Genomic DNA, 23848 nt, shown 5'->3' on the forward strand with positions numbered 1-23848 from the left:
GGAAGCCATGTCGAACAAGCCTGCAACAGACGTAACACGCCGCGGTTTCATGGCGGGGGCGGCCGGCACCGTGGCCGCGCTCGCGACAGGGCCGGCCCTGGCCGCCGGCAAGACGCTGAACGTGCTGAGCCACAAGGTCCATCAGACCGTGCTCGGCAGCGGCGACAGCGACCTGCTGAAGGACTGGCGCAAGACCAATGATGCCGAGATCAGCTTCACGACCTTCGACTCCAACCCGCTGCAGGACCGGCTCTTCCGGGAAGCGAGCCTGAAGGAGACCGAGTACGGCGTCGGCTATCTCATCGACAACCGGCCGACCTCGCAGATCGCCGCGCTGTTCGAGCCGCTGGACGCCTATCAGAAGCAGGACCCGATCGAGGATTTCGGAGATATCGCGCCCGGTCTCGTGCAGGGCATGACGGTCGACGGCAAGCTGATCGGCATTCCGGTGCGCCATGCGACGCAGGGCCTGTTCTACAACGAGGCTCTGCTGGAGGAAGCAGGCATCTCGGCGCCGCCGACGACGCTCGAAGAGCTGATCGAGCAGGCGAGGAAGACGACCTTCACCTCCAAGGCCGGCACGCCGGTGACCGGCATGGTGCTGGCGAGCGATCTCGCCGTCTTCCCCGTGATGTTCGCCCGCGCCTATGGCGGAGACTTCATCAGCCCCGACCTCAAGCTGGTTCCGGACCGCGCCGCTCTCGAAAGCGGGCTCTCCGCCTTGCGCGGCATGTTCGAATCCGGCAGCCTGCCGCGCAGTTATGCGACGACCAAGAACGACGATCAGGTGACCTGGCTGCAACAGGGCCGCGCCGCCTTCACCGTCCTGCCCTTCGCCCGCGGCGCGCAGCTCAACAACGCCGAGCAGAGCAAGTTCCCGGGCAAGATCAAGGCGGTCGAGTTTCCGATCGCCGCTGCGCTCAAGGGCAAGATGCCGATGGCTTCCGTGGTCGAAGCCTGGGCGATGTCGGTCCCGAAGAACGCCAGGGACAAGGCTCTGGCCTGGAGCTTCATCAGGGAGGTGTCGAGCAAGCGCGTGACGCTCGGCATGGCCGTCAACGGCAATGGCCCGGTGCGTGTCTCGACCTATGCCGACGAGGGTCTGAAGGCCAAGAACGCGCTCGCCGCCATCGAGGCCAGGGTGCTGGCGACGGCGCGCGGCGCCTTTCCGCCATTTCCCGAGGCGGCCCGGGCGCAGGCGACATTCCTCGAGGAGGTCCAGCTCGCCGTGCTCGGGCGCAAGCCGGTCAAGGACGCGGTCGGCGCCATTATCGAGCGCGTCAAGCCGATGATGCCGGCCTGATTGAACGATAACGGCCGGCGCCTCGCCGCCGGCCCTGCACCAGGATCGAACGATGCCAATGGAAGGAAATCGCCTCATGTCCACTACAGGGGTTCGCTTCATCGAGGAGCCGGCGCGCTCCATCCCCGTTTCGGCCGATTATGACGTGCTCGTCGTCGGCGGTGGGCCGTCCGGAATCACAGCCGCACTGGCCGCAGCCGAAGATGGCCTGCGCGTCGGGCTCATCGAAAGCCGCAGTTTCGTCGGCGGCAACATGACGATCGGCCTGCCGGTGCTCGGCTTCCTCGGCCAGAAGGGCAATCAGATCATCGACGGGCTGCCGCAGAAATTCATCGAACGCCTGCGCAGGGAGCGTGATGGCGCGAGCGAGCATCGGCCCTGCCCACTGCATATGGGCATTACGCTGGTCGAGCCCGAAGCGGTCAAGACCGTGGCGCTCGAGATGCTGACCGAAGCCGGCATCGATGTGCTGTTCTACACCTTCTTCGCCGCCGCGCTTGTCGAGAACGACATCATTCGCGGCGTCATCACCGAGAGCAAGACCGGCCGTACCGCCATCCTCGCCAAGGTGGTCATCGACTGCAGCGGTGATGCCGACGTCGCCTACAGCGCCGGCGTGCCGACGGAGAAGGGCAATGCCGATGGCGGCATGCAGCCGCCGACGCTGATGTTCTGCCTGGCCGGCGTCGACACCGATGCGCTTCGGATGAGCATCGCGAATGCTCCGCCGGAAGCGCGCACCTATCTTACCGACTTCATCCCTGCCGAGTATTTCGGCCAGAACCGGCAGTTCATCGTCGTGGGCATGCGGGAGTTGATGGCCAGGGCCAAGGCCGAGCGCGGCCTGCAGATCCAGAACGAGCGGACCATCATCATCACCGGTCTGAAGAAGGGCGAGGTCTGGATCAACATGACCCGCGTCAAGGGCACGGATGGAACCAACGCCCGCAGCCTGACCAAGGGCGAGATCGAAGGCCGCGCCCAGATTGACGATATCGTCACCTATCTCGTCAATTACGTGCCGGGCTTCGAGAAGGCTTATTTCACCAAGACGGCGCCTTTCCTCGGCATCCGCGAGACGCGCCGCATCATCGGCCAATATGTGATGACGCAGGACGACGTCCTGTCCTGCCGCCATTTCGACGATGCGATCGCGGTGGCGAGTTATCCGATCGATATCCACCGCCCGGCCGATGATGGCTGTACCCTGATCTGGTGCGGCGACTGCTACGATATTCCTTACCGCTCGCTGGTCCCGCAGAAGGTCGGCAATCTGCTGGTGGCAGGACGCAGCATTTCTGCGACGCATGAGGCGATGGGCGCGATCCGCGTCATGGCGACCTGCATGGCGATGGGCGAGGCGGCCGGGCGCGCCGCCAAGATCTCGGTGCGCGGCAACCGCCCGCCGGCCGATATCGACATCGAGGAATTGCGTCGCCAGCAGCTCGAGCGCGGCGTCTATCTGCGTAATCTCGATGGTACGCGTGCCGGGCCGCCAAACCGCGCCGCAGCCTGACCGCTCTTGCACGGGGCGGCCCGTGCCGCCTCTTTCGACAGGATTGCTGGGATATGACCGAGCATTTCATTGGCATCGATGTCGGCACCGCGAGCGCCCGCGCTGGAATCTTCGACCGGAGCGGGCGCATGCTCGCCACGGCGAAGCACGGCATCGCGCTCTATCGGGACGGGCCGGACATCGCCGAGCAGTCGAGTGACGACATCTGGAATGCGGTCTGCGCCTGCGTGCGCGAGGCCATGGCCATGGCACGCCTCGCGCCGGAGGCGATCGCCGGCATCGGCTTCGATGCGACATGCTCGCTGGTCGTGCTGGGGCCGAGCGGAGTGCCCCTGCCCGTCGGTCCTCACGGCGACCCCGGCCGCAATATCATCGTCTGGATGGACCACCGTGCGCTCGATCAGGCCGAACGCATCAACCGCACGAACCATCCGGTGCTCGCCTATGTCGGCGGCACGATTTCGCCCGAGATGGAGACGCCGAAACTGCTTTGGCTCAAGGAGAACCTGCCGGCCACCTATGACGCAGCCTGGCAGTTCCTTGACCTCGCCGACTTCCTGACCTGGCGGGCAACCGGCTCGCTGGCGCGCTCGACCTGCACGGTGACCTGCAAATGGACCTATCTCGCGCATGAAGCGCGCTGGGACGCCGGCTATTTCCGCCAGATCGGGCTCGGCGATCTCGCTGACGACGGCTTCGCGCGGATCGGCAAGGCGATCGTTTCCGGAGGCACTGCTCTTGCGAGGGGTCTCACTGTTGAGGCCGCTGCGGACCTTGGGCTGAAGCCGGGCACTGCCGTCGCGGCGGGACTGATCGACGCTCATGCCGGCGGCGTCGGCTCGCTCGGTGTGCGCTCGTCGCACGGCACGGCCCTGACCCGCATGGCCTATGTCTTCGGAACGTCTGCCTGCACCATGGCAAGCAGTCAGGAGCCGATCTTCATCCCCGGCGTTTGGGGCCCTTACTTTTCGGCGATGGCGCCTGATCTCTGGCTCAGCGAGGGCGGTCAATCCGGTGCCGGCGCCGCCATCGAGCAATTGATCGGCTTCCATCCGGCCGCACCGGAGGCGCAGCGTCGCGCGACAGCGGAAGACTGCTCATTGCCGGACTGGCTCGCCGCGCAAGCCGCGACGCGGGTGCGAGATCGCTCCGCGGCCGCGCATCTCGCGAAGGGTCTCGTCGTCGTCCCGGATTTCCTCGGCAACCGCTCGCCGCATGCCGATCCGCAGGCCCGGGCCCTGATCGCAGGCCTCGGCATGGAGCGCGATCTCGACCATCTCGTTGCGCTCTATGTCGCCGGGCTGACAGGCATCGGCTACGGTCTCCGGCAGATCATCGAGGCCAGCCGCGCCAAGGGGGCAACGATCGAAGCGATCGTGCTCAGCGGTGGCGCCGGCCACACTCCGCTGATCCAGCAATTGCTCGCTGACTGTGCCAGGCTGCCCGTGCTCGTTCCAGAGGAGGTCGATCCCGTCCTTCTCGGCTCCGCGATGCTCGGCGCGACGGCGGCCGGAACCTTTCAGGGCGTCGCGCAAGCCATGGTCGGGATGGCACCGGGTGCCAGCGTCTTCGCCCCGGTTGGCGGCGACATCTCCCGGCTGCACGACAGGCGCTTTGCCGCCTTTGAAACGCTGCAGGCCGCCGCGCGCGCGACGCGCGACCTGCTGCAGGAGACGAAAGATCATGCGGTGTCGGAGGCTGTGACGTGACTCAGGAACTGGCCGGAAAAGTCGCCGCGATCACCGGCGCCGCATCGGGGATCGGATTGGCCTGCGCTAAACGGCTGCTCGCGGCCGGCGCGCGCGTCGTTCTCGTCGATCGCGACCGCGAAGCACTGGCCCGTGTCACCGAGCCCCTCGGCCCGGAGGCGATACCGCTCGTCGTCGACTTGGCCGATGCGGCCTCCGTCACCGGCATGATGCCGCAGATCCTCGAGCGGGCCGGAGAACTCGACATCTTCCACGCCAATGCCGGGGCCTATGTCGGCGGACCCGTCAGCGACGGAGATCCCGACGCCTGGGATCGCATGCTGCATCTCAATATCAATGCCGTATTCCGCAGCATCCACGCGGTGCTCCCGCACATGATCGCGCGCAAGACGGGCGATATCATCGTTACCAGCTCGATCGCCGGCATTGTGCCAGTGGTGTGGGAGCCGATCTACACCGCCTCCAAACATGCGGTGCAGGCCTTCGTTCATACCCTGCGGCGCCAGGTCATTCCGCATGGGCTCCGTGTCGGTGCAGTCCTGCCGGGTCCGGTCGTGACCGCCCTCATCGCCGACTGGCCGCAGGAGAAGCTCGAGGCGGAGCGCGCCAGGGGTGGCCTGATCGAGGCCGAGGAGGTCGCCGAAGCCGTGCATTTCATGCTGACCCGGCCGCGGAACGTCACCATCCGGGATCTCGTGATCCTGCCCCAGAGCACAGACCTTTAGATCATCGGCCCGGATTTCGTATCCGGTCCGATGATCTACCCTTCTGTGTTTGCATCGGCCTTCCCGAAAACCGCAATCCACTTTTCGGGCCGATGCTTTAGCCGGTTGCCTGATGAGCGAAGCACGACCTGGCTCCCCCTGTTCAGGGTGCTCGCACATGGCTGAGAACAAACAGGGCGAGCGCCGCGAAGGCACCGACGGTTGCGACCGCGGCTGACAGCAGGAGCGCGCCCGCTTCGCCGTAGCGCGTGATGGTGGCCGCGTAGGCGATCGGTGCCGTGGCCGATAGCAGGAAGCTCGGGGCCACGAGTTTCCCGACGAGGCGTCCATAGCTCGCCGGATCGAACAGAATGAGCGGCACGGTTCCCCGCGTGATCGTCAGCAAGCCGTTGCCGGCGCCATATATGAAGGCGAAGACAACTGCAGCCTGCCATGTGGACACCGCCAGGAATCCGGCAACGAAGCTGACGAGCAGGACGACGGTGGCAAAAAGGTTCAGAGCGATCGGATCGACGCGCGCGCCGAACAGCACCTCGCAGAAACGGGCGGCCGACTGGCCGATCCCACGGAAGCTGGCGGCCATGATTGCAGTCGTCGCGCTCAATCCCAGGCCGACCATCATCCCAATCATGTGCGCCGACATCCCCGAGTTCAGGAAGTTCGCCAGCGTCACGATCAATGCAAACAGACCTGCCGCCCAAACCTTCTGACGAGCGGTTTCCACGCGGCCCGTGCTGGACCGGGAGGAAGACGTGATCGGCCTCGCAGCGACGGGCAATGTGATCAGCAGCGGGATCGCCAGCAGAGACAGGGCCGCGTAGGCGAACACGGCTCCCCGCCAACCCAGGGTTTCCGCAAGAGCGCTGCCGATCGGCCAGAAGACCGTGGAGGCCAGGCCTCCCAGGAGCGTGATCTGGGACATCGGGCGGCGTGCGTCATGGCCCAGCAGGCGCGCCAGGGTGGCAAAGGCGGCGTCGTAAAGCGACATGCGCATGCCCAGACCGAGCATGATCCAGGCCGTGAAGTAGAGCGCGAGATTGCCACCCAGCGCGAGCAGGAGGCAGCCCAGGGCATTGAGCCAGGCTCCCCCGATCATGACGGGGCGCCCTCCCCTTCGATCGATCAATGCGCCGACCGGCGCAGAGCTCAGTCCCATGACCAGGAGGGCAAGGGAATACCCTCCGTAGACGGCCTCCCGCGACCAGCCCGTGTCCTCGATGATCAGGTTGCCGAACGCGCCGATCAGGTAATACGTCACCCCCCACGAGATGAGCTGCGTGAGGCCAAGATTGAAGACCGTCCAGGGACGCATCATGCCGAGGTCGATGGATACGCGCCATCTGGCGGCGTATCCGCACCGTCGCCCAACGACCTTTGCATCAGCACGGTGTCCAGCCATCCTCCGAACTTGAAGCCGATCGCCCGAAACGTACCGACCGGTTCGAAGCCGAGACGGGAGTGCAGGGCGATCGAGCCGCGGTTGTCGCTATCGCCTATGACGGCCACCATTTGACGCCAGGGACCCATCTCGCAGTGGTCGATGAGGGCGGCCAGGAGCCGGCTCCCGATGCCACGCCCTGCCATTCCCGGCGCGACATAGACGGAATCCTCCACCGTGTATCGATAGGCCGGCCGCGGCCGGTAGCACGTCGCATAGCAGTAGCCGACGACCGTCGCGTCGATGTCCGCCACCAGGAAGGGAAGGCCGAGGTCCAGGACAGCGGCGCGCCTGGCCGTCAGTTCGTCAAGCGAAGGCGGAACGGTCTCGAAGCTGGCGAGCCCATGCAGAACATGGTGCGCATAGATCTCCCGGATGCTCTCAAGGTCACGCTCTTCCGCCGCGCGGATCGCGATGCTGGACGTCGGGACGGCCGATGGCTGCGATGGGCGCTCCGCCAGGCTGGGCATGTTTCGCTCTTCGAAAATTGGCTCTGGGTCCCTCGCTACGCCTCCCAAGGGCATTAAGGAAGATTTGCCTTGTTATACCGAGCATGAGATATTCTTTGGGTGTCCAATCTCAGTCTCGATCAGCTGCAGGCCTTCGTCGACGTCGTGGAGCTGGGCAGCTTCACCGCAGCGGCCGAACGTCGAGGGCTCTCACAGCCCGCTGTCAGCCTGCAGTTGCGCCAGCTGGAGCGGCGTCTGGGAGTGACGCTGATCGAACGGATCGGCCGCAAATGCCAACCAACTCCGGCGGGCGATGAACTCCTGGGCTATGCGCATCAGATCGACCGTCTGGTCGGCAGCGCGACCGAAGCCATGACACGGCATGGCAAGGGCGCGATGGGACGTGTCAGGCTCGGGACAGGCGCGACGGCTTGCATCTATCTTCTGCCAGCGATGCTGAGGGAGCTCCGTCGGAAATTCCCCACGCTGGAGATCACGGTCACCACCGGCAACACGGCCGATTTCCTCAAGGCAATCGAGGAGAACTCGATCGATGTCGGGCTTGTGACGTTGCCGGCGGCGGGCCGCATGCTGGAGGTGACCCCGGTGCTCGATGACGAGTTCGTGCTCATCGCTCCGCAGGACATGCCGCTCCCCGCGAAGGTCGACCCGGCCTGGCTCGCCGGGCGCCCCGTGATTCTCTTCGAGCCCGGGGGAAGGACGCGCAGTATTGCCGATGCTTGGCTCTCTCAGGCGGGAGTGGCGCTCAGGCCGATCATGTCCCTGGGGAGTGTCGAGGCCATCAAGGAGCTTGTCGGCGCAGGGTTGGGCTGTGCCGTCCTGCCAGGCATGGCAGTCGCGGGCCACCGAGCCCCATCAGGCGTCGCGGTCCGGAGCCTGACCCCAAATCTCAAGCGGACCCTCGCGATCGTCGTCCGCCGCGACAAGAAGCTGCACAAAGGGCTCGTGGAAACGATCCGCGCGCTGGGCAATCTGTCGGTCTGAACGATCTCGCCAGGATCTCGTCGGAACATTTCGGGGCATTGCGAGGCAGCGGCAAGCGCGGCCGAGGGCCGCCAAGCGCTTACCGCCACACCGATGGGGAAATCGCTCCCCGACGCGGGCCGACGACCCCCATCTGGCCGCCTCGTCACCGGTGATACAAGGACGGGTGGGCCATTCCGAGGCGCGTGACGATGGCCGGCGCAAAGATCGAGATGGCCTTGGGGTGAACCTTGAAATGGGCCGGCGTCGCCGTGACGATCTCACCGTCGGTATTGATCGGCAGGGGCGTCTTCGTCTCGATGTCGAACTCCACGCATTTCGCGGTGCGAACCTCGCGCCACGCGCCATGCGTCCCCGATCGGAACGAGCGCAGCATCAGCGCCAGCTTCCAGAGGTTCTTCATCTCGAGGCTGTAGAGGTCGAGATGACCGTCATCGATCTCGGCGTTCTCCTCCACCACATTGCCGCCGCCATAGTGCCGCCCATTGCCAACCGCGATCTGATAGGTCTCGACGTCGATCGCCCGGCCCTTCTCGGTGATGGTCGCGCTGAACCGCGACGCCCGGGTCAGGACCTTCAGGGCGGCCAGCGCATAGCCCAGCCTGCCGAAACGCCTCTTCAGCACCGGGTCGAGGCTTTGCGCGAGCTCGCTGCTCAGTCCGATGCTCGCGACATTGAAGAATGCATGCCCATTGACCGTACCGACATCGACCCGTCGTGTTTCACCCCGAGCGATCACATCGGCCGCTCCCAGCAGGTCCATTGGTATGTCGAGCGTTCGGGCGAGGTCGTTGGCCGTTCCCATCGGAATGATGCCCAGCGGCAAGCCGCTTTCCATCGCGGCGAGCGCTGCCGAGGACACCGAGCCATCGCCACCGCAAACGATGACGAGGTCCGCCCTGTGGCGCAGGCGCACGATGTCGCGCGCGATCTCGGGCAGGGCCTCGAACGTTTCAACGCTTACGGTGAGTCCGCCCCCCTTCCAGACGCTGGAGGAGAGGCGTGATCGACTCCTGGCCGCGCCGCGCCTTGGGATTGCGCAGCAGGAGGGCACGCTTCTGGATCGATTGGCTCATAGGCTCGCACTGGCGGGTGATCGGGCAAGGCAAGTGGGGAAGCATCGGGCCGATTTCAACCGCAGGCCCCTGCCCCGTGCACGACCGGGGCTTGCCCTGATCGAACGGATCGGTTCCGCTCACCCCAGTATTGGAAACTGCCCTCATGCCCGAAAGCACTTGCAAACGGGCCTGAACCCGTTCGGCTGCCAGGCCCGACACGACGTCCGCTTCCGCCAAGCAGCACGTCTGCGCATGGTGGTAAGCGTCGCGCGATCGGGTGGCGGCCTCAGGCTGCTTCCGCTGGCGGCGGCTCGGTCGGTGTCGAATCCGGTCTCGTGCACAGCGCCAGCATGGCGCGCGCGATCTCCGCTTCACCCATGATCGTCAGCGTCGCACCGCATTTGGTCAGATGTTCGACCTCGGCATCCGAATGCGCGCGGGCGACGATCGGCAGCGTCGGGTTGTCGCGGCGGGCCTGCTCGCAAACCTGGCCCGCCTCGAAGCTTTGCGGAATCGCGACGAAGAGCCGCTTGGCTCGCGCGACACCCGCCGCCGAGAGCACTTCGGGATCGGCGGCATTGCCGACGATGATTTCGGCACCGTCGCGCCTGGCGGCCTCGATCGCATCGGACTGGTCCTCGATCACCAGCAGCTTCTCGCCATGCGCGAGCAGCCCGGCACCCAGCAACGAGCCGACACGGCCATAACCGACGACGATCATGTGCTCGGAAAGCGAGGTCGGCACGATATCCCGTTCGGGCTCCGGCGCCGGCTCGGGAACAGCCGCACTCTGCTTCGGTTTCGCCGGCTGCGTCTCCGCGCTGATTTTCTCGACGATCGCGAACAGGACGGGGTTGAGCAGGATCGACAGGATCGCGCCGGCCAGAATGAGATCGCGCCCCTGTTCGGGCAGGATGGCAAGCGAGACGCCAAGCCCCGCCAGGATGAAGGAGAACTCGCCGATCTGCGCCAGACTGGCCGAGATCGTCAGCGCCACGGCATTCGAACGGCCGAAGGCCCGTACGATCAGCCAGGCGGCCACCGATTTGCCGACCAGGATGATCGCGAGCGTCGCGAGCAGCGGGCCCGGCGCGCGCAGCAGAATACCCGGATCAAACAACATGCCGACCGAGACGAAGAACAGCACCGCGAAGGCATCGCGCAGCGGCAGGGATTCCTCGGCGGCGCGCTGGCTGAGCGGTGACTCGCTCAAGATCATGCCCGCAAAGAAAGCCCCAAGCGCGAACGAGACGCCGAACAGGCTGGCCGCCAGGAAGGCGACACCGAGGGCGACAGCCAGCACTGCCAGCCGGAACAGCTCACGCGAGCCGGTATGGGCGACCCAGTGCAGGCACCAGGGAATGACGCGGCGCCCGACGATGAGCATGAAAGCGACGAAGGCGATGACCTTGGCGAGGGTCAGCCCGAGCACGCCCCACAGCCCCAGATCGAACTGGGCCGCAAGCGGACCTGGAGCTCCCGGGCGCGCCCCGTTCAGCGCGTCGGCGACCGCCGGAAGCAGGACCAGCGCGAGGACCATGGCGAGATCCTCGACGATCAGCCAGCCGACCGCGATCTTGCCCTTCTCGGTCTGGACGAGGCGGCGCTCCTGAAGCGCGCGCAGCAGTACGACCGTACTTGCCACCGAAAGAGCAAGGCCGAAGACAACACCCGCAACCCATGTCCAGCCGAGCAGCAGACCGAGGCTGAGGCCGAGCAAAGTCGCGACGCCGATCTGAACGATGGCGCCGGGCACCGCGACCGCTTTGACGGAAAGCAGGTCCTTCAGCGAGAAATGCAGGCCGACGCCGAACATCAGCAGGATGACGCCGATTTCGGCCAGCTGATTGGCAAGCCCCTGATCCGCGACGAATCCCGGGGTGAACGGTCCGACCGCGACGCCCGCGAGCAGATAGCCGACAAGAGGAGGGAAGCGGAATTTCTGGGCAAGCGCCCCGAAGACGAAAGCAAGGCCGAGGCCCGCGACAAGGATGGCGATCAGCGGGCCGTGATGCATTGGTCTCCCGGAGCGGTGCGTGATGAAAAGGGGGTCCCCAGACCATGGCGGGCCGAAGGTAGAATTTCAACCGCCAGGCGCCCGCCCCCTCGCTTCGGAGAGCACTATTGGTGCCGATGGCGCCCGGCGAATTGTCGCAAGGCATCATCGCAGCAATCTGATGGTAAACCGGAACTTTACGAATGCGGGGGGCGCTACGGTAGCGTCCCTCACGCTTGCCGTCAGGAGCGTGGCTTCTCGAGCAGGACCTGCCCCTGCTTCTCGACCCCGAGCTTCAGCTTCTCGGCGAAGACCGCGAGCACCCATGGCAGCATCACCTCGATGCGGACGAGGGTTTCCTCGACCTCGAGCTTGCCCCTGACGGTATAGCCGAGCGCGGCCACGCCGAACTGTACGGTATTCCCGTCCCAGCTCTCCTCGACCAGCTGCATCTTCACCATGCCGAGCTTGTCGCGGATACGGTCGATGCCGCTGCGCAACCGCTCCCGGGCGGCCTCGCGCCCGAGGTCATGTGAAACGGTGATGCTGACAGGCTTGGCCATGGCGCTCTTCAATCAGGTCGACTGACTGTCATGTGATGAATCGCGGGCCCGATATCCAGAGGCGCACACGGCCATTCCGCTCAACGGGAGAAGGCGCTGGAGCACGGCGTGCGCGAAGCCTGGGTATGAGCGAGCCACCAATAATTGCGCTCGCTCAGCGCCCGGTGGCCGCGCATGGTGACACGCCACTGTCCGTCCGCCGGCTCCACGAGCCCCCGCTGCCGCAGCGACAGCAACACGGCATCGTCGAAGATGAAGTGCTTGGTCTCCTCGTCGAGGCTTTCGAGGGCAATCCATTCCGGGTCGGTCATGACGGGGTTGCACGGCATCTGAAGGTGCTGTGTTTCCATGATCATCTCCTTAGTCGATCCAGATTGGATGGTGACGACCTCGCATCCAATCTTGGCACCCTCGTGACCGGAACCCGGCCTCAACAAGCCTTAGCCGGCAGGCTCGGCACATTTCCGTGAGCGCGGACGGAACTCTGCCGCGGCAGCATCGTTCAGTTTGCACATCCGAAACGAGAGACTGGAGTGTCCGCGATGGCGACCAACAATGCGTTTCCGCCCGACATGCCGAAGGATTGGGACGAGGCAGAGGATGAGACCAAGCGTGCCGGCCATACGATCCGCGCAAAGGCGGCCGATCTCGCCGGGACCGTGAAGGACGGCTATGACCGCGCCAGGGACGCCATCCGTGATGTCGATCCGGGCGAGGCAGGTCGTTACGCCCAGGAGAAAGGCGAAGTCGCCCTGCGCACGATCGAGCGCCATCCGGTCGTCGCCTTCGGCTTGGGCGCGCTCAGTGTCGGCTTGATCGCCTGGGCGAGCCTGCGGCCGGCACGGCCGCAATGGGAGCCCGATTACGGGCGCCTGCGCCGGCTCTTCTCCGATTATGGCGGAGACGACCTGATCAAAGCTGGGAAAGACTCGATGAAGGCAGGCGAAAACTGGCTGCAATCGTCAGGCAACATCGCGCAGGATTATGCCCGTGATGGCAGCCGCCTGCTGGCGAAACGGACGGAGAAGGAACCGCTTGCAGCGTTGCTCGGCATCGGCATCGCTATCTATGTGCTCGGCTCGCTGCTGACCTCGTCGAGTGAGCCCGCGCCGGCCCCGGCGCGACGCCGCAGCACGAAACGCTAGAGCATCGGCCCGAAAAGTGGATTGCGGTTTTCGGGATCATCGGACCGGATACGAGATCCGGTCCGATGATCTCATAGAGCGACCGGCCGCGATCTGCAGCTGATCAGCCAGTGCAAACTTCAAACAAAAACCGGGAGGCCGAAGCCTCCCGGAAATGGCATGTCACCACCAGTAGCCGGGACGGCCATAGTAATAGCCGCGACCATAATAGGGGCGCGATGCCGCGGCGCCGACAATCGCACCGCCGACAACGCCAGCGGCGACGCCGGCGGTCACCGCACTGGCGGTCTCGTTCGAGGCACGGCGGTTCTCGACATAATTGGCGGAACGGCACTGCTGATAAGCGCGCGTGCCCGGACGGAAGCCCTGAGCTTCGCAGGTGACTTCGGCGTCGGCCATCGATTCCTGTGCAGTCTGGCACCCGGCCAGCCCCGCGGCCAGAAGCCCCACGACAATAAGAGAACGCATCGTATATCCTTTTTCAGCCACCCAAGACCGCCAATTCGCATGGAAACTATCGCTACGGCAACCGTCAAGGCAGATGAGATATTAAGGTTTCCGCATGTGTGGCGTTCCGGTTACGCTCGCTATCGGCGGGTCTTCTGCGCCGGCTTTTCCGGGGCGGCCTTTCCGGACCGGATCAGCGAGGTGATCGCGAGCGCCGGCTTTCCTGACTTCTCCGCGATGATCCGGTCCTGTTCCATAATGGCCTCGCGCGCCGGCTCGTCGCCATCGAGTCCGCCGAGCAGATCGGAGGGAACGCGACGGTTCGACGAGCGCGAGCCATCGGAATAGACGATGTCGAACATGACGAACTCGGCATCGAGCGGTTTGGATTTCTTGCGGGCCATGGTCGATCCTTATGCGAAAGGCCGCCGGCTGCGGAGCGCGGCGCGATGGGCCTGCGGCCCTTGAAGCGACCTGGATGAAAGCGGCCCCGGGATAGAACACCTGCGGCCGCGGTTCAATGCGCTCATCCGCAGCGGCATGGTTCCCGAAATTGCAGCCGAGCGGCTGATCGTGCGAAATGTGATATGGCGACACACAGGCTTTCAGGAAAGACCCCGATGCTACTGCGCCCGATACTGCTCCTGTCGACCCTCGCACTCACCGCCTGCGCCGTTCCGAATTCGCGCTCCAATGCAGTGGTCGTGACGGACAACAAGGAAATCGTCCAGACCTGCAAGCAGGTCGCGGAGATCAATGGCGACTCGACCATCAATCAGACGCTGTTGATCGACAGCGCCCGCGACAGCGCCCTTGCCCGGCTGAAGATCCGCGCCGCCGAAGCCGGCGGGACACATGTCGTCTCACCGGTCGCGACCCATACCTGGAAGGGTCCGAGCACGGCTGGCACGGTCTATAAGTGCTGACACGGTCGCTTGGTGGATCGGGCCACCAGGCTTCTCGGCGGCAGTAGCAACAGGAAGCGCGGCGGCAAGCGCTCGTCTCGGTCCGGGAAGAACCTGGAGCATCGGATCGAAAAGTGGAATCCGGTTTTCGGAAAAATCCGATGCCCAAACAAAGAGCTAGATCGCCCCTCCTGCGTCCGAACGGACGCACGGCGATCTAGCCGAGGCGCCGGACGACCTTCTCGCCATTCGGCCAGGGGCCGCGCGCCCGACCGGAGCGCTTCTCATAAGGCACGTACCGGTACCCGGACAGCACCGGCGCCGGAAACTCCGGCACCGGATCGAAGATCCAGCATTGCCGCCTGTTCCGTTCCGCTTCGGTCTGGGCCTCGGCACAGGCCATGATCTGGGAGCGCTCCCAGAATGCCTCGGCGCGCGACGGCAGCGCGGCGATCAGTGTCGCTGCAGCAAGGCCGGTCAACAAACCTCTGCTCATGAGACAGTCATGGATAGGAGCCTCTTGGGTCTGCGCATCCGTCTCGCATTCTCCAGCATAACATCGTCTCCGTCTTACCGGGTCGTAAACATCACACACGAAAACCTTCGGCCGTCATTCGCCGCCGCCAGGGAACACTTCGCGTGACGATGAAAACGAGCCCGGCCCAGGTTCACTGCCATAACGACATGGGGCCGGAGGACCGGCGGCTCCGGCAGCGCCCAGACCGACCATCGTCAAGCACTGACCCACGCCACGGGTGGCCCATCAGGCGATACTGAACTCTGCCGGCCGCCCCCGCGGACGCAGCGTTCAAACCATGGCAATGCTCTCGCTCCAGCGAGGGTGCGCTTCGGTGGTCTGCTGGCGCCGCTCGGTGTCGTCGACCTGGCAGGCTGCTTGCCGGCTGCTTGTCGGGGAGCTTGTCATTTCCTTCCACCGAACCAAGATGCGACGCTGTCAGTTGCTGTGGTCGGGCTGGTCTCCCGTGACATCGTCCCGACGGCAGCGGGCCTCGTCGTGCCAGCGCGGGCCCAGGTCATCCAGGGGAACACCATGATGGACAAGGACCATGAAGCCAGTTCGCGGGCTGTGATCGACGGCGAAATTGGAATTCTTGCTCGTCGCAAGATCGAGGCCGGAATCATCGCGCCGATCTACGAGGTCATGCGTGAAAAGCTCGGTGAAGAGCTGGCACAATCCATTCTCGACACGGCGATCAAGCGGGCCGCCATTGAAACAGGCAAGGCTTTTGCCGCCAAGACACAAGGAGGCACGACGCTGCGCACGTTCCAGGAACTCCAGGATCTCTGGACGCAGGACGAAGCGCTGACGATCGAGGTCGTCAAGGCCACCGACGCGGAGTTTCACTACAACGTCAAACGGTGCCGATATGCCGAGACCTATCGGGACATGGGCCTCGGCCATATCGGCCATTTGCTATCGTGCAATCGCGACGGCGTCTTTTGCACGGGTTACGACCCACGAATCTCGCTCGAACGCACCCAGACCGTGATGGAGGGCGCTTCGCACTGCGATTTCAAATATCATTTCTCGGAAAAGCCCAACACCGCCTCGGAATGAACGGCAAGGCGCCCCTGCAACCTGATTCACTGTCATTGGCCGCCGCAAGACGGATGCAGCTGAAGCGAGAGCCGTGGTTCGAGCCAGATTGTCGCAGCGAAGGAACGCTGGAGCGGGGTAGCGGTTTCACCCCGTTGTGACTGGGAAAGGGAGCGAAACATGGCCAGCAAGGATAGCGCTCAGCGGGAAATCCGAAAAATCGCCTATGCCCTCTGGATGGAGCAGGGGCAGCCGGATGGTCGCGATCGCGAGCATTGGGAAGCGGCCAAAGTCATCTGGGCTTTCCGCAACCACGAAAACCAAGACCGCGATAGCGAGCTAAAGGCCGGTTCTCACGCGGCTCGACCGTTGACGGATCGCAGATAGTGCTCGGCTAGCTGATAGTAGCGCTCAGCCTCGATGCGATTACCAGCCAAGGCTTCGGCATCGCCAAGCTTCAGGGCACGCTCATAGCGCTGCCACACGCCTTGGAGCGGCGCCTGCTCGGCGCGCGCGGGTTGCGACGTCCGGCGTGAACGTGGGAACGACGGGGTGGAGTAGGAGCGAGGCATCTTGCTTCTCCCTATCCCAGGATCTCAGCCACGATTCTGCGGAGTTCCTCACGGCTGAGTCCGCAGGGTTCGGGCTTCCAGTTCGGATCTGCCCTGAGGGGCATGATGGCATTCTTTTTCAAGCTCTCGGGGCGCGCACGCGCCTGAGCGGGCTTCGTTTCAGTGTTCTTGTGCATGTAAGTCCATTGGCCAGGCGGCAAGGCCGCGCGGCGTTCATGTAGGAGAATCGTCGAGCGAAATGCAGGCGACGGTCGCGCTGCGTTCTGGCAGCGATCAAAACGTCGAAGGGACGGGTTGAGGCCCTGCGCGCTCTCAAGAGCGATGGGCCAAGCCGAGCATTTCTAAGTCGACGCTCGAACTGGTAGCGGAACAATGTGGCGAATTCAGGTTGTTCGAATGCTGATCGAGCCAGCTGCGCAGCTTTTGTCGCGGCTCGCGCCGTCAGGCGCACCGACAAATCGGGGCACAGTGCCCAGAGCATGCTACGGCCGAGCGTCGCTCAAAAGCTAAGACCTTCGTCGCTTGCCCGGGAACAAGCACGCGCTCAGCATCATCGTCTCCTTATCCTTGGGGGAGAACCAACATGATCGGATGGCTCCTCGTCCTCGCTTTCATGAGTGGGCTGCTGCTGGGCGACATCATCGGCTCGCGCCGATGGCAGCGTCGGGCGGACGAAGCCTTGCAACTTGCAGCGCAGTCCCTTGTGCTCATCCGCAGCCGCTCTGGCCCGCCCGCCAACCCGAAATGATGCGCCGAGCTTCGGCCTCTTCGACGGTCATACGGCGCACATCACAACAGTGTCGATCACTCGTGTGGCGTGACGTTGGCGGACCGGGCATTCGAGGCGAAGTCTCGGTCGGGTCGCGAACCCAGAAGAGTCCCGGCGCGGTTCGGAGAGCCGGGCCGGCGTCTGCCACGGGCGAGAATCGGGTTGTCACTCCGGCAGCCCGGCCTTTCGCAGGCCGTCTGCAAATATCGCGATATCTTCCTGCCGATGGATCGGAAGCCATTCCGTGATGTTGGAGATTCGCAGCGCGGGGTCGAGCTGATGCAAATGGTCCATTGCCCGCTGCGCCGGCTCCATCCGGCCTGCCAGTGCATGGCTTGCGGCGATGATGCAGCTCACCATCAGAAAGCTCGGCAGATTCCTGAACGCCTTCTCGGCCCATGACGATGCGACGTCGAAGCGCCCAGCAAACAAATGCGCCACCGCGATTCCGGCCTCCATGCGATACATTTCCGGATCTCGGGGGCTCAGGCGCATAGCCCGGGCGAAATGCGCGATGGCGGCCTCCGTTTCACCGTGCCAGACCCTTAGATAGCCGCCAAGGAACCAGGCCGCCGCCAGGTTCGGATTGAGCACGGTCGCCCGGTCGAGCAAGGCGATGCCGGCATCGAGGTCATTGGTGAGGTGGCCGAGCGCATGGCCGCCCCTGGTGAGCGCCACCGCATCGTCCCTGCCCAGCTCGACGGCCCGGCGGGCCAGTCGGGCCCCTTCCGCGCTCTCCTGCAGGCGATCGGTCATCCAACCATTGACCTTGCGCCAGAAATAGCACCACGCCGCCATTCCGTAGGCCGATGCGAATTCGGGATCGAGTTCGATCGCCTGGTCGAACCGCTGGAGCGCCTCGCTGATGGCCTCCCTGCTGCCCTGATGCAGTTTTGCGAGTCCGCGCAGATAGCAGTCATAGGCGTTGAGGCTGGTGGTCGGCATGCGCTGCGCGCGTTCGATCTCGGCGCGCTCCAGCTGCGGCGCCATCGCGCCGACGACGCTCGCCGCGATCTGATCCTGCAGCTCGAAGATGTCGTCGAGTGTGCCCTCGAAACGCTCCGCCCAGAGATGCGCACCGGTCGTCGCATCGATCAGCTGTCCGGTGATGCGCACCCGGTTCGCAGCCTTGCGCACGCTGCCTTCCAGCACATAGCCGACGCCGAGTTCGCGACCGACCTGCTTCACATCCACCGCCCGGCCCTTGTAGGTGAAGCTCGAGTTGCGCGCGATGACGAACAGCCAGCGAATGCGCGACAATGCCGTGATGATGTCCTCGACTACGCCATCGGCGAAGTATTCCTGCTCCGCGTCGCCGCTCATGTTCTGGAACGGCAAAACGGCAACCGAGGGCTTGTCAGGAAGGGGCGGGGCCGATGATTCGTCCCGTGACGTTCCGCTCACTGGCGAAATGGGCTCATCGGGTGAGCGTGTTTCCGTGACATCCGCGACGAAGCGGAAGCCCTTGCGGGCGATCGTCCGGACCAGCCGCTGTTCCTCGCCGCTGTCGCCGATGGCCCTGCGCACGGCGTTGATATGGCTGGTGAGGGTCGATTCAGAAACGATCCGCCCGCCCCAGACTGCGTCCAGCAGGTCATCCTTGCTGACGACGCGCTCGCGATTCCGCACCAGGTGGGCCAGGAGGTCGAAGACCTGCGGCCCGATCGCGATCCCCTCGACGCCCCGCGTCAACTCCCGCCGCTCGGGATCGAGCACATAGCCTCCGAACTGGAACTGCACGTCAGCGCTCCATGACCCCGTCAGCTGGCTGGCGGTTGATAACACGCCCGGCCTGTTTGGGCACCGGATTGTGGCCGGTGTGGACGAAGAACCAAGGGAAATTCAAGCTCGATCCAAGGCCTTCACAAGGTCTTCCGACGGGCTCGCAGGCATTCTCTTCTCACTGGAACGCGATGGACGCGTCCGGTTGTCAGACAGAGGAGAGAGACATGAAGATCGTGGTCATCGGCGGCACCGGCCTCATCGGAACGAACCTCGTGAACAGGCTTCGTCAGAAGGGTCACGAGGTTGTGGCGGCATCACCGAACACGGGCGTCAACACCATCACGCGCGAGGGCCTGGCCGAAGCGCTCTCCGATGCGCAGGTCGTCGTGGACGTGGCGAATTCGCCCTCGTTCGAAGACACGGCCGTCCTGGAGTTCTTCGAGACCTCCGGCCGCAACCTGCTGGCCGCGGAAGCCGCCGCCGGCGTCGGACATCACGTCGCGCTGTCGGTCGTCGGCACAGAGCGCAATCCAGACAGCGGCTATCTCCGCGCCAAGCTCGCGCAGGAGAACCTGATCAAGGCCTCCGCGACCCCGTACACGATCCTGCAGGCGACGCAGTTCTTCGAATTTGTCAACGCGATCGTCCAGTCGGGCGCGGACGGCGATGCCTTCCGCCTGTCGCCGGCCCTTTTTCAACCGATCGCCGCCGCCGATGTCGCGGCCGTGCTGGCCGATGTCGCGGTCGGAGCACCGCTGAACGGAACCGTCGAGGTGGCTGGCCCGGAGTCGATCCCGATGGATGCGATCGCCCGGCAGTTCCTGGCAGCCAAGGGGGACAAGCGTCAGGTCATCGCCGATGTCCGGGCCCGCTATTTCGGCGCCGAGCTGAACGACAAGTCGCTGCGGCCCAGCGGCCAGCCACGTCTCGGTACGACCCGCTTCGCCGATTGGCTCAGTGCATCCGCGGCGCGCACATAAGCGCGTCGTCCACCCCCCAAACGCAGCCATTCATCCCAATGCAGGAGGATCTGAATCATGACGATCACTCGGGATAATCAGGCCATTGCAGCGGCGGTCATCGCAATGGTGGCGTTCAACGGAGTATTTCTCTCGGCGAACGGCCTCTTCATGCTCATCGACCCCTTGGCTTGGTATGAGCTCGTGCCGGGGGTGACCGATACCGGCTTCTTCAACCAGCACTTCATCCGGGACATCGGGATCATTCAGCTTTTCCTTGGCGTAGCCTTTGTCGTCGGCATGACCATGCCCGAGCGCCGCATCGGGCTCTGGGCCGCCGCCACGCTGTGGCTCAGTGCGCACGCGCTCTTCCATTTCTGGGAAGTCGCGGTCGGCATCTGCTCCCCCTCGGCCCTTCCCCGCGATTTCCCGGGCGTGACCCTGCCGGCGATCATCGGGATGGTGCTGACCTTCTGGGCAATCCGTCGCTCCCCAGCGGAAAAGTCCGCCTCCGCCTGAGATCGGCATCAGACGCGCCACGGCCAGAGATGAGCCGCTTGGGGTGGATTGTTCTGCAGCTGTTACAGCGGCTGGGTCCGAAACAGGAGAACGATGCCACGCCCTGTGGAAAGAGGCCGCTGTCCTCCCGAACAGCAGCCTCCTCCCGCAGAGCGGCGTTCCCCCCCGAGATTATTGTTAGCCCTGTGCTCTCTCCCGGCTGGCCGTACCATTCCACACGCCTCCGCAGGCCGACAGTTAGACTTTATGTTGCGTATCATCGATCTGCGGCGTTGAGCTTCGCAACTTCCGCGCGCAGCGCACCGGGGCCTGATCGCTTGCATGCCCCTTACCGGCATTGCGCGGAATTGAGCCCAAATGGCAGCCCAAAACGAAAGAGCCCGGCGCTCCATTCGGAGAGCCGGGCCGAATTCAAGCTAAGGCGGTCCAGCTCACTTCGCGAAGCGGCCCTCATATTTGAACTGCGGCGCCGCCTTCAGCTGGTCTTTGGTGGCGTTGATCCTGGCGTTCCACTTCTTGTCCGTCGCATTCCAGGTGATGGCGAGTGCGTCCGGGCTGACCGCAACATAGTGGGTGCCCATCCCAAGGAAGCCGCCGACCGACAGAATGTAAGAGGCAAGGGAGTTGCCGGCGATGACGACGTCCTCGATCTCGCCCACAGTCTCGTCACCGGCATTCCTGACGTTAAGCCCCTTGAGACTGCTGGTGAGAGCGGATGCCTCGTTCACCGAGACGAAGACCGGGGCCTGAGCCGGGGCGGGGCCGGTCTGCGCGAAAGCAACGCTGGACAGCACGGTGGCGGCGAGAGCAAGAGCGATAGGACGCATTTTTGGGATAACCTTCTTGCTGGGCCGCAGTCGGAAACCGCTGCGTCGTGACAGAGCGGTAATTCCCGGGCGCCCGATCGGTTCCGCGAATATGTGCAGTGCTACAAAAGTGATCGTGGCCCGGTCAGACCTTTGACGTCCGCGCCGCCCGCCTCGCGATGCGCAGGAACGCGCGGTCTTAAGGGAACGCTTCGCGAGAGATCACAATTTTCGGACAATGTTGATCCGATCGTTGCCTCAGGCGTTTAGCTGGCAGGAGGAACGGCCATGAAACATGATCTCATGCTCAAGGCGTTCACCGCGATGCTCACGATGGTCCCGGTGACGTCGGCTTCAGCCCAGCAGGGCACAATCGACGAGGCGTCCTTTCTACAGGCCTTCGAAGGGCGCTTCACGGGCACGGGCAAGCTCGAGAACGCAGGCGGATCAAGCCATAACCTGAACTGCAGGTTCGATGGCGATCAGCAAGGTTCGCGGGTCACGTTGACCGGCAGCTGCTCGACTGCGCTGATCTTTTCCACGACAGTCAGGATCGATCTGCGCTACGATCCCAGGACGCAGCGCTATGACGGCAAGTTCCGGGAGGGCAAAGGCACCATCGCGAACCTCGCCGGCGCACGCCGTGGCGACAATCTCGCTTTGTCCTTCCGCGAGACGGCGGAGAGCGTTCGCCCCAATCCTCCCGCCACGCTGACGATCAGCCGCCACGCGGAGGGGTTGGTCTTGGCGCTGAGAGGGAGTCAACCGGGCCAAGGGCAAAATCTGGACCTGCGCCTCAGTGAAAACTGAGGCGCCCCTTGAGAGCCGGGCTTGGCGAAGGACAATTCGCCTATAGTCTTGCCCCATGACCAGACCTCTCTACCTCCTCGGCCCGATCGCAGCATTGGCCCTCACCGCTTGCACGGCGGCCGGCCAACCATCCCGTGCCGCTCCGCCCAGCCCGTGCTCGCCCGAAGGAGCCAAGGGCCTTGCAGGGCAGATCGGCCAGAGCGACGCCGAGGTCATGCGAGCAACAGGCGCGAGTGTGGTGCGACGTCTCTCACCCGGCTCGCCCATGACAATGGATTATCGCCGCGAACGGGTGATGATCGAGGTGGATGGCCACGGAAAGGTCCTGCGGGCATTCTGCGGCTGACGCCACATGGCGCTCCCCCAAGGGGCTGCCATTGCCGGGACGATGAAACCCTTAGGGGGAATGATGGCGGACAGGGAGGGATTTGAACCCCCGATACCCTTGCGGGTATGCCGCATTTCGAGTGCGGTGCATTCAACCACTCTGCCACCTGTCCGCGGTCGCCTTCGGTCGAAGCGGGCTGGTTACTACACGCCACGTCGGACGGTTACAAGCCTCCTCGCTGTCATAAATCCGACGAATCTGAAGCCCCGCGACTTGACCTGAAGAGCCGCCAAGACTATCGAGCCTCGTCCGGCGTGGGGAAACCCGCGCCTGATCTCTTTTGCGTGTCCGGCTCTGCGTTGCAGCGTCCGGCATGATCGAAGAGTGAACCCGACCACGTAACGACTGCCAAAAAGCCGTCCCGCATGCGCCTCGCGAGGCCATGACAGGGCGGGGCTGAACATGGAGAACAACGATGTTCGCAGTCATCAAGACCGGCGGTAAGCAGTTTCGCGTCGCCGCGAACGATGAAATCACCATTGCCAAGCTCGAAGGCGAGCCTGGCGATACCGTTGCCTTCGGCAACGTCCTGATGCTGACCGACGGCGAGAAGTCGACGCTCGGCGCGAAGGAACTGGCCGAGATCACCGTCGCAGGTGAGATCGTGCGCCAGGCCCGCGGCGAGAAGGTCATCGCCTTCAAGAAGCGTCGCCGCCAGAACTCGAAGCGCAAGCGTGGCTTCCGCGCCGAGCTGACGATCGTGCGCATCACCGACATCCTCACGGGCGGCAAGAAGCCCGAGATGAAGAAGGGTGACGCTTCGACCGTTGCCGTGAAGGCCGCCGCCAGTGCCGTCAAGGGCAAGGCGAAGGCTGAAGCCAAGGCTGAGGCGCTCGACGCCTCGAACCTCTCGCTGATCTCGGGCGTCGGCCCGACCATCGAGAAGAAGCTGCGCGCTGCCGGCATCACCTCCTGGAACGACATCGCCGCCTGGACCGAGGCCGACGTCGCCAAGTGGGACGAAGAGCTCAAGCTGCGTGGCCGCGCCACCCGCGAGGAGTGGGTTGTTCAGGCCAAGGAACTCCTGGCCGGCAAGCCCCCGCGCGCCAAGGTCGACCAGGCCGAACAGGCTTCCGGCGAGGACTACTGACAGCTCCTGTCAGGCAGTCTTCGGCTTTCATCTCCGAACCGGTGGCTTTTGCCGCCGATTCGGGTTAGAGAGACAAACAGTAGTTTCGAGGTAGGGCGTTATGGCTCACAAAAAAGCAGGCGGCTCGTCGCGCAATGGTCGCGACTCCGAAAGCAAGCGTCTCGGCGTGAAGCGCTTCGGCGACCAGGCGGTCGTGGCCGGCAACATCATTATTCGTCAGCGCGGCACCAAATGGCATGCCGGCGTGAACGTTGGCATGGGCAAAGACCATACGCTCTTTGCGACGACCAATGGACGAGTCCGATTCACGACGAAACTCGGCCGAGCTTTCGTGAACGTAGTCCCGGCCCAAGAGGCCGCAGAGTAAAAGGCGGATAGGGAAGTTCCTTGATC

The 23848-nt window shown here is 64.3% G+C and carries 27 protein-coding genes, 1 tRNA gene and 1 pseudogene; 16 read left to right on the plus strand and 13 right to left on the minus strand.

Features of this window, described 5'->3' with window-relative positions:
• Positions 1 to 7: 7 nt before the first annotated feature.
• The 4 genes from FG93_RS28425 to FG93_RS28440 all read left to right on the plus strand — a co-directional run bounded on the left by FG93_RS28425 (position 8) and on the right by FG93_RS28440 (position 5253).
• Positions 8 to 1303 (plus strand): ABC transporter substrate-binding protein, encoded by a 1296-nt coding sequence (locus tag FG93_RS28425; RefSeq protein ID WP_043241771.1) that lies wholly within the window; start codon positions 8 to 10, stop codon positions 1301 to 1303.
• A 76-nt stretch (positions 1304 to 1379) separates the two neighbouring features.
• Entirely contained in the window at positions 1380 to 2819 is a 1440-nt protein-coding gene (locus FG93_RS28430; protein ID WP_043241976.1) for an FAD-dependent oxidoreductase, read from the plus strand.
• Positions 2820 to 2872: 53 nt separating this feature from the next.
• Positions 2873 to 4528 carry an FGGY-family carbohydrate kinase gene (locus tag FG93_RS28435; protein WP_052514320.1) on the plus strand — a complete coding sequence of 552 codons (1656 nt, stop codon included), beginning with the start codon at positions 2873 to 2875 and terminating at the stop codon, positions 4526 to 4528.
• Positions 4525 to 5253: an SDR family oxidoreductase gene (locus tag FG93_RS28440; RefSeq protein ID WP_043241773.1), complete on the plus strand. Its 729-nt coding sequence runs from the start codon at positions 4525 to 4527 to the stop codon at positions 5251 to 5253. Before FG93_RS28435 ends, FG93_RS28440 begins: the two co-directional genes overlap by 4 nt.
• A 142-nt stretch (positions 5254 to 5395) precedes the next feature.
• On the opposite strand, the gene FG93_RS28445 is transcribed toward FG93_RS28440, so the two are convergent.
• Positions 5396 to 6568 carry an MFS transporter gene (locus FG93_RS28445; protein WP_043241776.1) on the minus strand — a complete coding sequence of 391 codons (1173 nt, stop codon included), beginning with the start codon at positions 6566 to 6568 and terminating at the stop codon, positions 5396 to 5398.
• The gene (locus FG93_RS28450; protein WP_043241778.1) at positions 6565 to 7161 is read right to left on the minus strand and encodes a GNAT family N-acetyltransferase; all 597 of its coding nucleotides are present in this window, start codon (positions 7159 to 7161) and stop codon (positions 6565 to 6567) included. The genes FG93_RS28445 and FG93_RS28450 overlap by 4 nt, the downstream gene beginning before the upstream one ends.
• A 99-nt stretch (positions 7162 to 7260) precedes the next feature.
• On the opposite strand from FG93_RS28450, the gene FG93_RS28455 reads away from it, so the two are divergent.
• Positions 7261 to 8145, plus strand: coding sequence for a LysR family transcriptional regulator (locus FG93_RS28455; RefSeq protein ID WP_043241780.1), 885 nt, complete (start codon positions 7261 to 7263; stop codon positions 8143 to 8145).
• A gap of 145 nt (positions 8146 to 8290) precedes the next feature.
• Here FG93_RS28455 and FG93_RS28460 read toward each other — a convergent pair.
• From FG93_RS28460 to FG93_RS28475, 4 genes and pseudogenes are all read right to left on the minus strand, one after another.
• Positions 8291 to 9221 (minus strand): annotated as a pseudogene (locus tag FG93_RS28460) (lipid kinase).
• 268 nt (positions 9222 to 9489) lie between these two features.
• Positions 9490 to 11220, minus strand: a complete 1731-nt coding sequence (gene ybaL, locus FG93_RS28465) for a YbaL family putative K(+) efflux transporter (RefSeq protein WP_043241782.1) — start codon at positions 11218 to 11220, stop codon at positions 9490 to 9492.
• A 221-nt stretch (positions 11221 to 11441) separates the two neighbouring features.
• Entirely contained in the window at positions 11442 to 11762 is a 321-nt protein-coding gene (locus tag FG93_RS28470) for a polyhydroxyalkanoic acid system family protein (protein ID WP_043241982.1), read from the minus strand.
• 80 nt (positions 11763 to 11842) lie between these two features.
• Positions 11843 to 12112: a hypothetical protein gene (locus FG93_RS28475; RefSeq protein ID WP_152579685.1), complete on the minus strand. Its 270-nt coding sequence runs from the start codon at positions 12110 to 12112 to the stop codon at positions 11843 to 11845.
• Positions 12113 to 12304: 192 nt separating this feature from the next.
• Between FG93_RS28475 and FG93_RS28480 the strand changes: the two genes are divergently transcribed.
• A complete protein-coding gene (locus FG93_RS28480; protein ID WP_043241786.1) occupies positions 12305 to 12907 on the plus strand; it encodes a hypothetical protein in 603 nt (200 codons plus the stop codon).
• Between the two features lie 162 nt (positions 12908 to 13069).
• On the opposite strand, the gene FG93_RS28485 is transcribed toward FG93_RS28480, so the two are convergent.
• Complete coding sequence (locus FG93_RS28485) at positions 13070 to 13375, minus strand: hypothetical protein (RefSeq protein ID WP_043241788.1); 306 nt, start codon at positions 13373 to 13375, stop codon at positions 13070 to 13072.
• Between the two features lie 119 nt (positions 13376 to 13494).
• The gene (locus tag FG93_RS28490) at positions 13495 to 13758 is read right to left on the minus strand and encodes a hypothetical protein (protein ID WP_043241789.1); all 264 of its coding nucleotides are present in this window, start codon (positions 13756 to 13758) and stop codon (positions 13495 to 13497) included.
• Between the two features lie 216 nt (positions 13759 to 13974).
• Here FG93_RS28490 and FG93_RS28495 point away from each other — a divergent pair, with 216 nt between their 5' ends.
• The gene (locus FG93_RS28495) at positions 13975 to 14280 is read left to right on the plus strand and encodes a hypothetical protein (protein ID WP_043241791.1); all 306 of its coding nucleotides are present in this window, start codon (positions 13975 to 13977) and stop codon (positions 14278 to 14280) included.
• Positions 14281 to 14476: 196 nt separating this feature from the next.
• Here the strand turns inward: FG93_RS28495 and FG93_RS28500 are convergent, their stop codons facing one another.
• A complete protein-coding gene (locus tag FG93_RS28500; RefSeq protein ID WP_152579686.1) occupies positions 14477 to 14755 on the minus strand; it encodes a hypothetical protein in 279 nt (92 codons plus the stop codon).
• 555 nt (positions 14756 to 15310) lie between these two features.
• On the opposite strand from FG93_RS28500, the gene FG93_RS28505 reads away from it, so the two are divergent.
• On the plus strand, positions 15311 to 15838 hold the full coding sequence (locus FG93_RS28505; RefSeq protein ID WP_043241984.1) for an L-2-amino-thiazoline-4-carboxylic acid hydrolase: 528 nt from the start codon (positions 15311 to 15313) through the stop codon (positions 15836 to 15838).
• A 159-nt stretch (positions 15839 to 15997) separates the two neighbouring features.
• Positions 15998 to 16204: a DUF2934 domain-containing protein gene (locus FG93_RS28510; RefSeq protein WP_043241795.1), complete on the plus strand. Its 207-nt coding sequence runs from the start codon at positions 15998 to 16000 to the stop codon at positions 16202 to 16204.
• Here FG93_RS28510 and FG93_RS34100 read toward each other — a convergent pair.
• Positions 16171 to 16389, minus strand: coding sequence for a DUF4167 domain-containing protein (locus FG93_RS34100; RefSeq protein WP_152579687.1), 219 nt, complete (start codon positions 16387 to 16389; stop codon positions 16171 to 16173). The two genes, FG93_RS28510 and FG93_RS34100, sit on opposite strands and share 34 nt — an antisense overlap.
• 583 nt (positions 16390 to 16972) lie before the next feature.
• Here FG93_RS34100 and FG93_RS33095 point away from each other — a divergent pair.
• The gene (locus FG93_RS33095) at positions 16973 to 17137 is read left to right on the plus strand and encodes a hypothetical protein (RefSeq protein ID WP_161783904.1); all 165 of its coding nucleotides are present in this window, start codon (positions 16973 to 16975) and stop codon (positions 17135 to 17137) included.
• A gap of 186 nt (positions 17138 to 17323) precedes the next feature.
• Here FG93_RS33095 and FG93_RS28515 read toward each other — a convergent pair whose 3' ends face one another.
• Positions 17324 to 18898, minus strand: coding sequence for a winged helix-turn-helix domain-containing protein (locus tag FG93_RS28515; RefSeq protein ID WP_043241796.1), 1575 nt, complete (start codon positions 18896 to 18898; stop codon positions 17324 to 17326).
• 209 nt (positions 18899 to 19107) lie between these two features.
• Here FG93_RS28515 and FG93_RS28520 point away from each other — a divergent pair, with 209 nt between their 5' ends.
• Both FG93_RS28520 and FG93_RS28525 read left to right on the plus strand, forming a co-directional pair.
• Complete coding sequence (locus FG93_RS28520; protein ID WP_043241798.1) at positions 19108 to 19863, plus strand: SDR family oxidoreductase; 756 nt, start codon at positions 19108 to 19110, stop codon at positions 19861 to 19863.
• Positions 19864 to 19920: 57 nt separating this feature from the next.
• Positions 19921 to 20361: a hypothetical protein gene (locus FG93_RS28525; protein WP_052514322.1), complete on the plus strand. Its 441-nt coding sequence runs from the start codon at positions 19921 to 19923 to the stop codon at positions 20359 to 20361.
• Positions 20362 to 20792: 431 nt separating this feature from the next.
• Here the strand turns inward: FG93_RS28525 and FG93_RS28530 are convergent, their stop codons facing one another.
• Positions 20793 to 21188: a PRC-barrel domain-containing protein gene (locus tag FG93_RS28530; protein WP_043241799.1), complete on the minus strand. Its 396-nt coding sequence runs from the start codon at positions 21186 to 21188 to the stop codon at positions 20793 to 20795.
• Positions 21189 to 21455: 267 nt separating this feature from the next.
• Between FG93_RS28530 and FG93_RS28535 the strand changes: the two genes are divergently transcribed.
• Positions 21456 to 21977 carry a hypothetical protein gene (locus tag FG93_RS28535; protein WP_043241801.1) on the plus strand — a complete coding sequence of 174 codons (522 nt, stop codon included), beginning with the start codon at positions 21456 to 21458 and terminating at the stop codon, positions 21975 to 21977.
• 55 nt (positions 21978 to 22032) lie between these two features.
• The gene (locus FG93_RS33920) at positions 22033 to 22323 is read left to right on the plus strand and encodes an I78 family peptidase inhibitor (protein WP_081881971.1); all 291 of its coding nucleotides are present in this window, start codon (positions 22033 to 22035) and stop codon (positions 22321 to 22323) included.
• Between the two features lie 64 nt (positions 22324 to 22387).
• On the opposite strand, the gene FG93_RS28540 is transcribed toward FG93_RS33920, so the two are convergent.
• Positions 22388 to 22477, minus strand: a tRNA-Ser gene (locus FG93_RS28540).
• Between the two features lie 303 nt (positions 22478 to 22780).
• Between FG93_RS28540 and rplU the strand changes: the two genes are divergently transcribed.
• Both rplU and rpmA read left to right on the plus strand, forming a co-directional pair.
• The gene (rplU, locus tag FG93_RS28545) at positions 22781 to 23455 is read left to right on the plus strand and encodes a 50S ribosomal protein L21 (protein WP_043241803.1); all 675 of its coding nucleotides are present in this window, start codon (positions 22781 to 22783) and stop codon (positions 23453 to 23455) included.
• Positions 23456 to 23555: 100 nt separating this feature from the next.
• Positions 23556 to 23822: a 50S ribosomal protein L27 gene (gene rpmA / locus FG93_RS28550; RefSeq protein ID WP_043241804.1), complete on the plus strand. Its 267-nt coding sequence runs from the start codon at positions 23556 to 23558 to the stop codon at positions 23820 to 23822.
• The last annotated feature ends 26 nt before the right edge of the window (positions 23823 to 23848 follow it).

This window comes from Allobosea sp. LC85 (genome assembly GCF_000735605.1).
Lineage (GTDB): Bacteria > Pseudomonadota > Alphaproteobacteria > Rhizobiales > Beijerinckiaceae > Allobosea.

What these genes read in the sequence shown, in the direction of transcription:
- FG93_RS34100 (WP_152579687.1), bottom strand. Translation starts at nt 16,389, where the DNA reads ATGCCTCGCTCCTACTCCACCCCGTCGTTCCCACGTTCACGCCGGACG.
- FG93_RS28445 (WP_043241776.1), bottom strand. Translation starts at nt 6,568, where the DNA reads ATGATGCGTCCCTGGACGGTCTTCAATCTTGGCCTCACGCAGCTCATC.
- rplU (WP_043241803.1), top strand. Translation starts at nt 22,781, where the DNA reads ATGTTCGCAGTCATCAAGACCGGCGGTAAGCAGTTTCGCGTCGCCGCG.
- FG93_RS28450 (WP_043241778.1), bottom strand. Translation starts at nt 7,161, where the DNA reads ATGCCCAGCCTGGCGGAGCGCCCATCGCAGCCATCGGCCGTCCCGACG.
- FG93_RS28520 (WP_043241798.1), top strand. Translation starts at nt 19,108, where the DNA reads ATGAAGATCGTGGTCATCGGCGGCACCGGCCTCATCGGAACGAACCTC.
- FG93_RS28525 (WP_052514322.1), top strand. Translation starts at nt 19,921, where the DNA reads ATGACGATCACTCGGGATAATCAGGCCATTGCAGCGGCGGTCATCGCA.
- FG93_RS28535 (WP_043241801.1), top strand. Translation starts at nt 21,456, where the DNA reads ATGAAACATGATCTCATGCTCAAGGCGTTCACCGCGATGCTCACGATG.
- FG93_RS28505 (WP_043241984.1), top strand. Translation starts at nt 15,311, where the DNA reads ATGATGGACAAGGACCATGAAGCCAGTTCGCGGGCTGTGATCGACGGC.
- FG93_RS28430 (WP_043241976.1), top strand. Translation starts at nt 1,380, where the DNA reads ATGTCCACTACAGGGGTTCGCTTCATCGAGGAGCCGGCGCGCTCCATC.
- FG93_RS33095 (WP_161783904.1), top strand. Translation starts at nt 16,973, where the DNA reads ATGATCGGATGGCTCCTCGTCCTCGCTTTCATGAGTGGGCTGCTGCTG.
- FG93_RS28470 (WP_043241982.1), bottom strand. Translation starts at nt 11,762, where the DNA reads ATGGCCAAGCCTGTCAGCATCACCGTTTCACATGACCTCGGGCGCGAG.
- FG93_RS28425 (WP_043241771.1), top strand. Translation starts at nt 8, where the DNA reads ATGTCGAACAAGCCTGCAACAGACGTAACACGCCGCGGTTTCATGGCG.
- FG93_RS28490 (WP_043241789.1), bottom strand. Translation starts at nt 13,758, where the DNA reads ATGGCCCGCAAGAAATCCAAACCGCTCGATGCCGAGTTCGTCATGTTC.
- FG93_RS28480 (WP_043241786.1), top strand. Translation starts at nt 12,305, where the DNA reads ATGGCGACCAACAATGCGTTTCCGCCCGACATGCCGAAGGATTGGGAC.
- FG93_RS28495 (WP_043241791.1), top strand. Translation starts at nt 13,975, where the DNA reads ATGCTACTGCGCCCGATACTGCTCCTGTCGACCCTCGCACTCACCGCC.
- FG93_RS28500 (WP_152579686.1), bottom strand. Translation starts at nt 14,755, where the DNA reads ATGAGCAGAGGTTTGTTGACCGGCCTTGCTGCAGCGACACTGATCGCC.
- FG93_RS28435 (WP_052514320.1), top strand. Translation starts at nt 2,873, where the DNA reads ATGACCGAGCATTTCATTGGCATCGATGTCGGCACCGCGAGCGCCCGC.
- ybaL (WP_043241782.1), bottom strand. Translation starts at nt 11,220, where the DNA reads ATGCATCACGGCCCGCTGATCGCCATCCTTGTCGCGGGCCTCGGCCTT.
- FG93_RS33920 (WP_081881971.1), top strand. Translation starts at nt 22,033, where the DNA reads ATGACCAGACCTCTCTACCTCCTCGGCCCGATCGCAGCATTGGCCCTC.
- rpmA (WP_043241804.1), top strand. Translation starts at nt 23,556, where the DNA reads ATGGCTCACAAAAAAGCAGGCGGCTCGTCGCGCAATGGTCGCGACTCC.
- FG93_RS28475 (WP_152579685.1), bottom strand. Translation starts at nt 12,112, where the DNA reads ATGGAAACACAGCACCTTCAGATGCCGTGCAACCCCGTCATGACCGAC.
- FG93_RS28485 (WP_043241788.1), bottom strand. Translation starts at nt 13,375, where the DNA reads ATGCGTTCTCTTATTGTCGTGGGGCTTCTGGCCGCGGGGCTGGCCGGG.
- FG93_RS28510 (WP_043241795.1), top strand. Translation starts at nt 15,998, where the DNA reads ATGGCCAGCAAGGATAGCGCTCAGCGGGAAATCCGAAAAATCGCCTAT.
- FG93_RS28530 (WP_043241799.1), bottom strand. Translation starts at nt 21,188, where the DNA reads ATGCGTCCTATCGCTCTTGCTCTCGCCGCCACCGTGCTGTCCAGCGTT.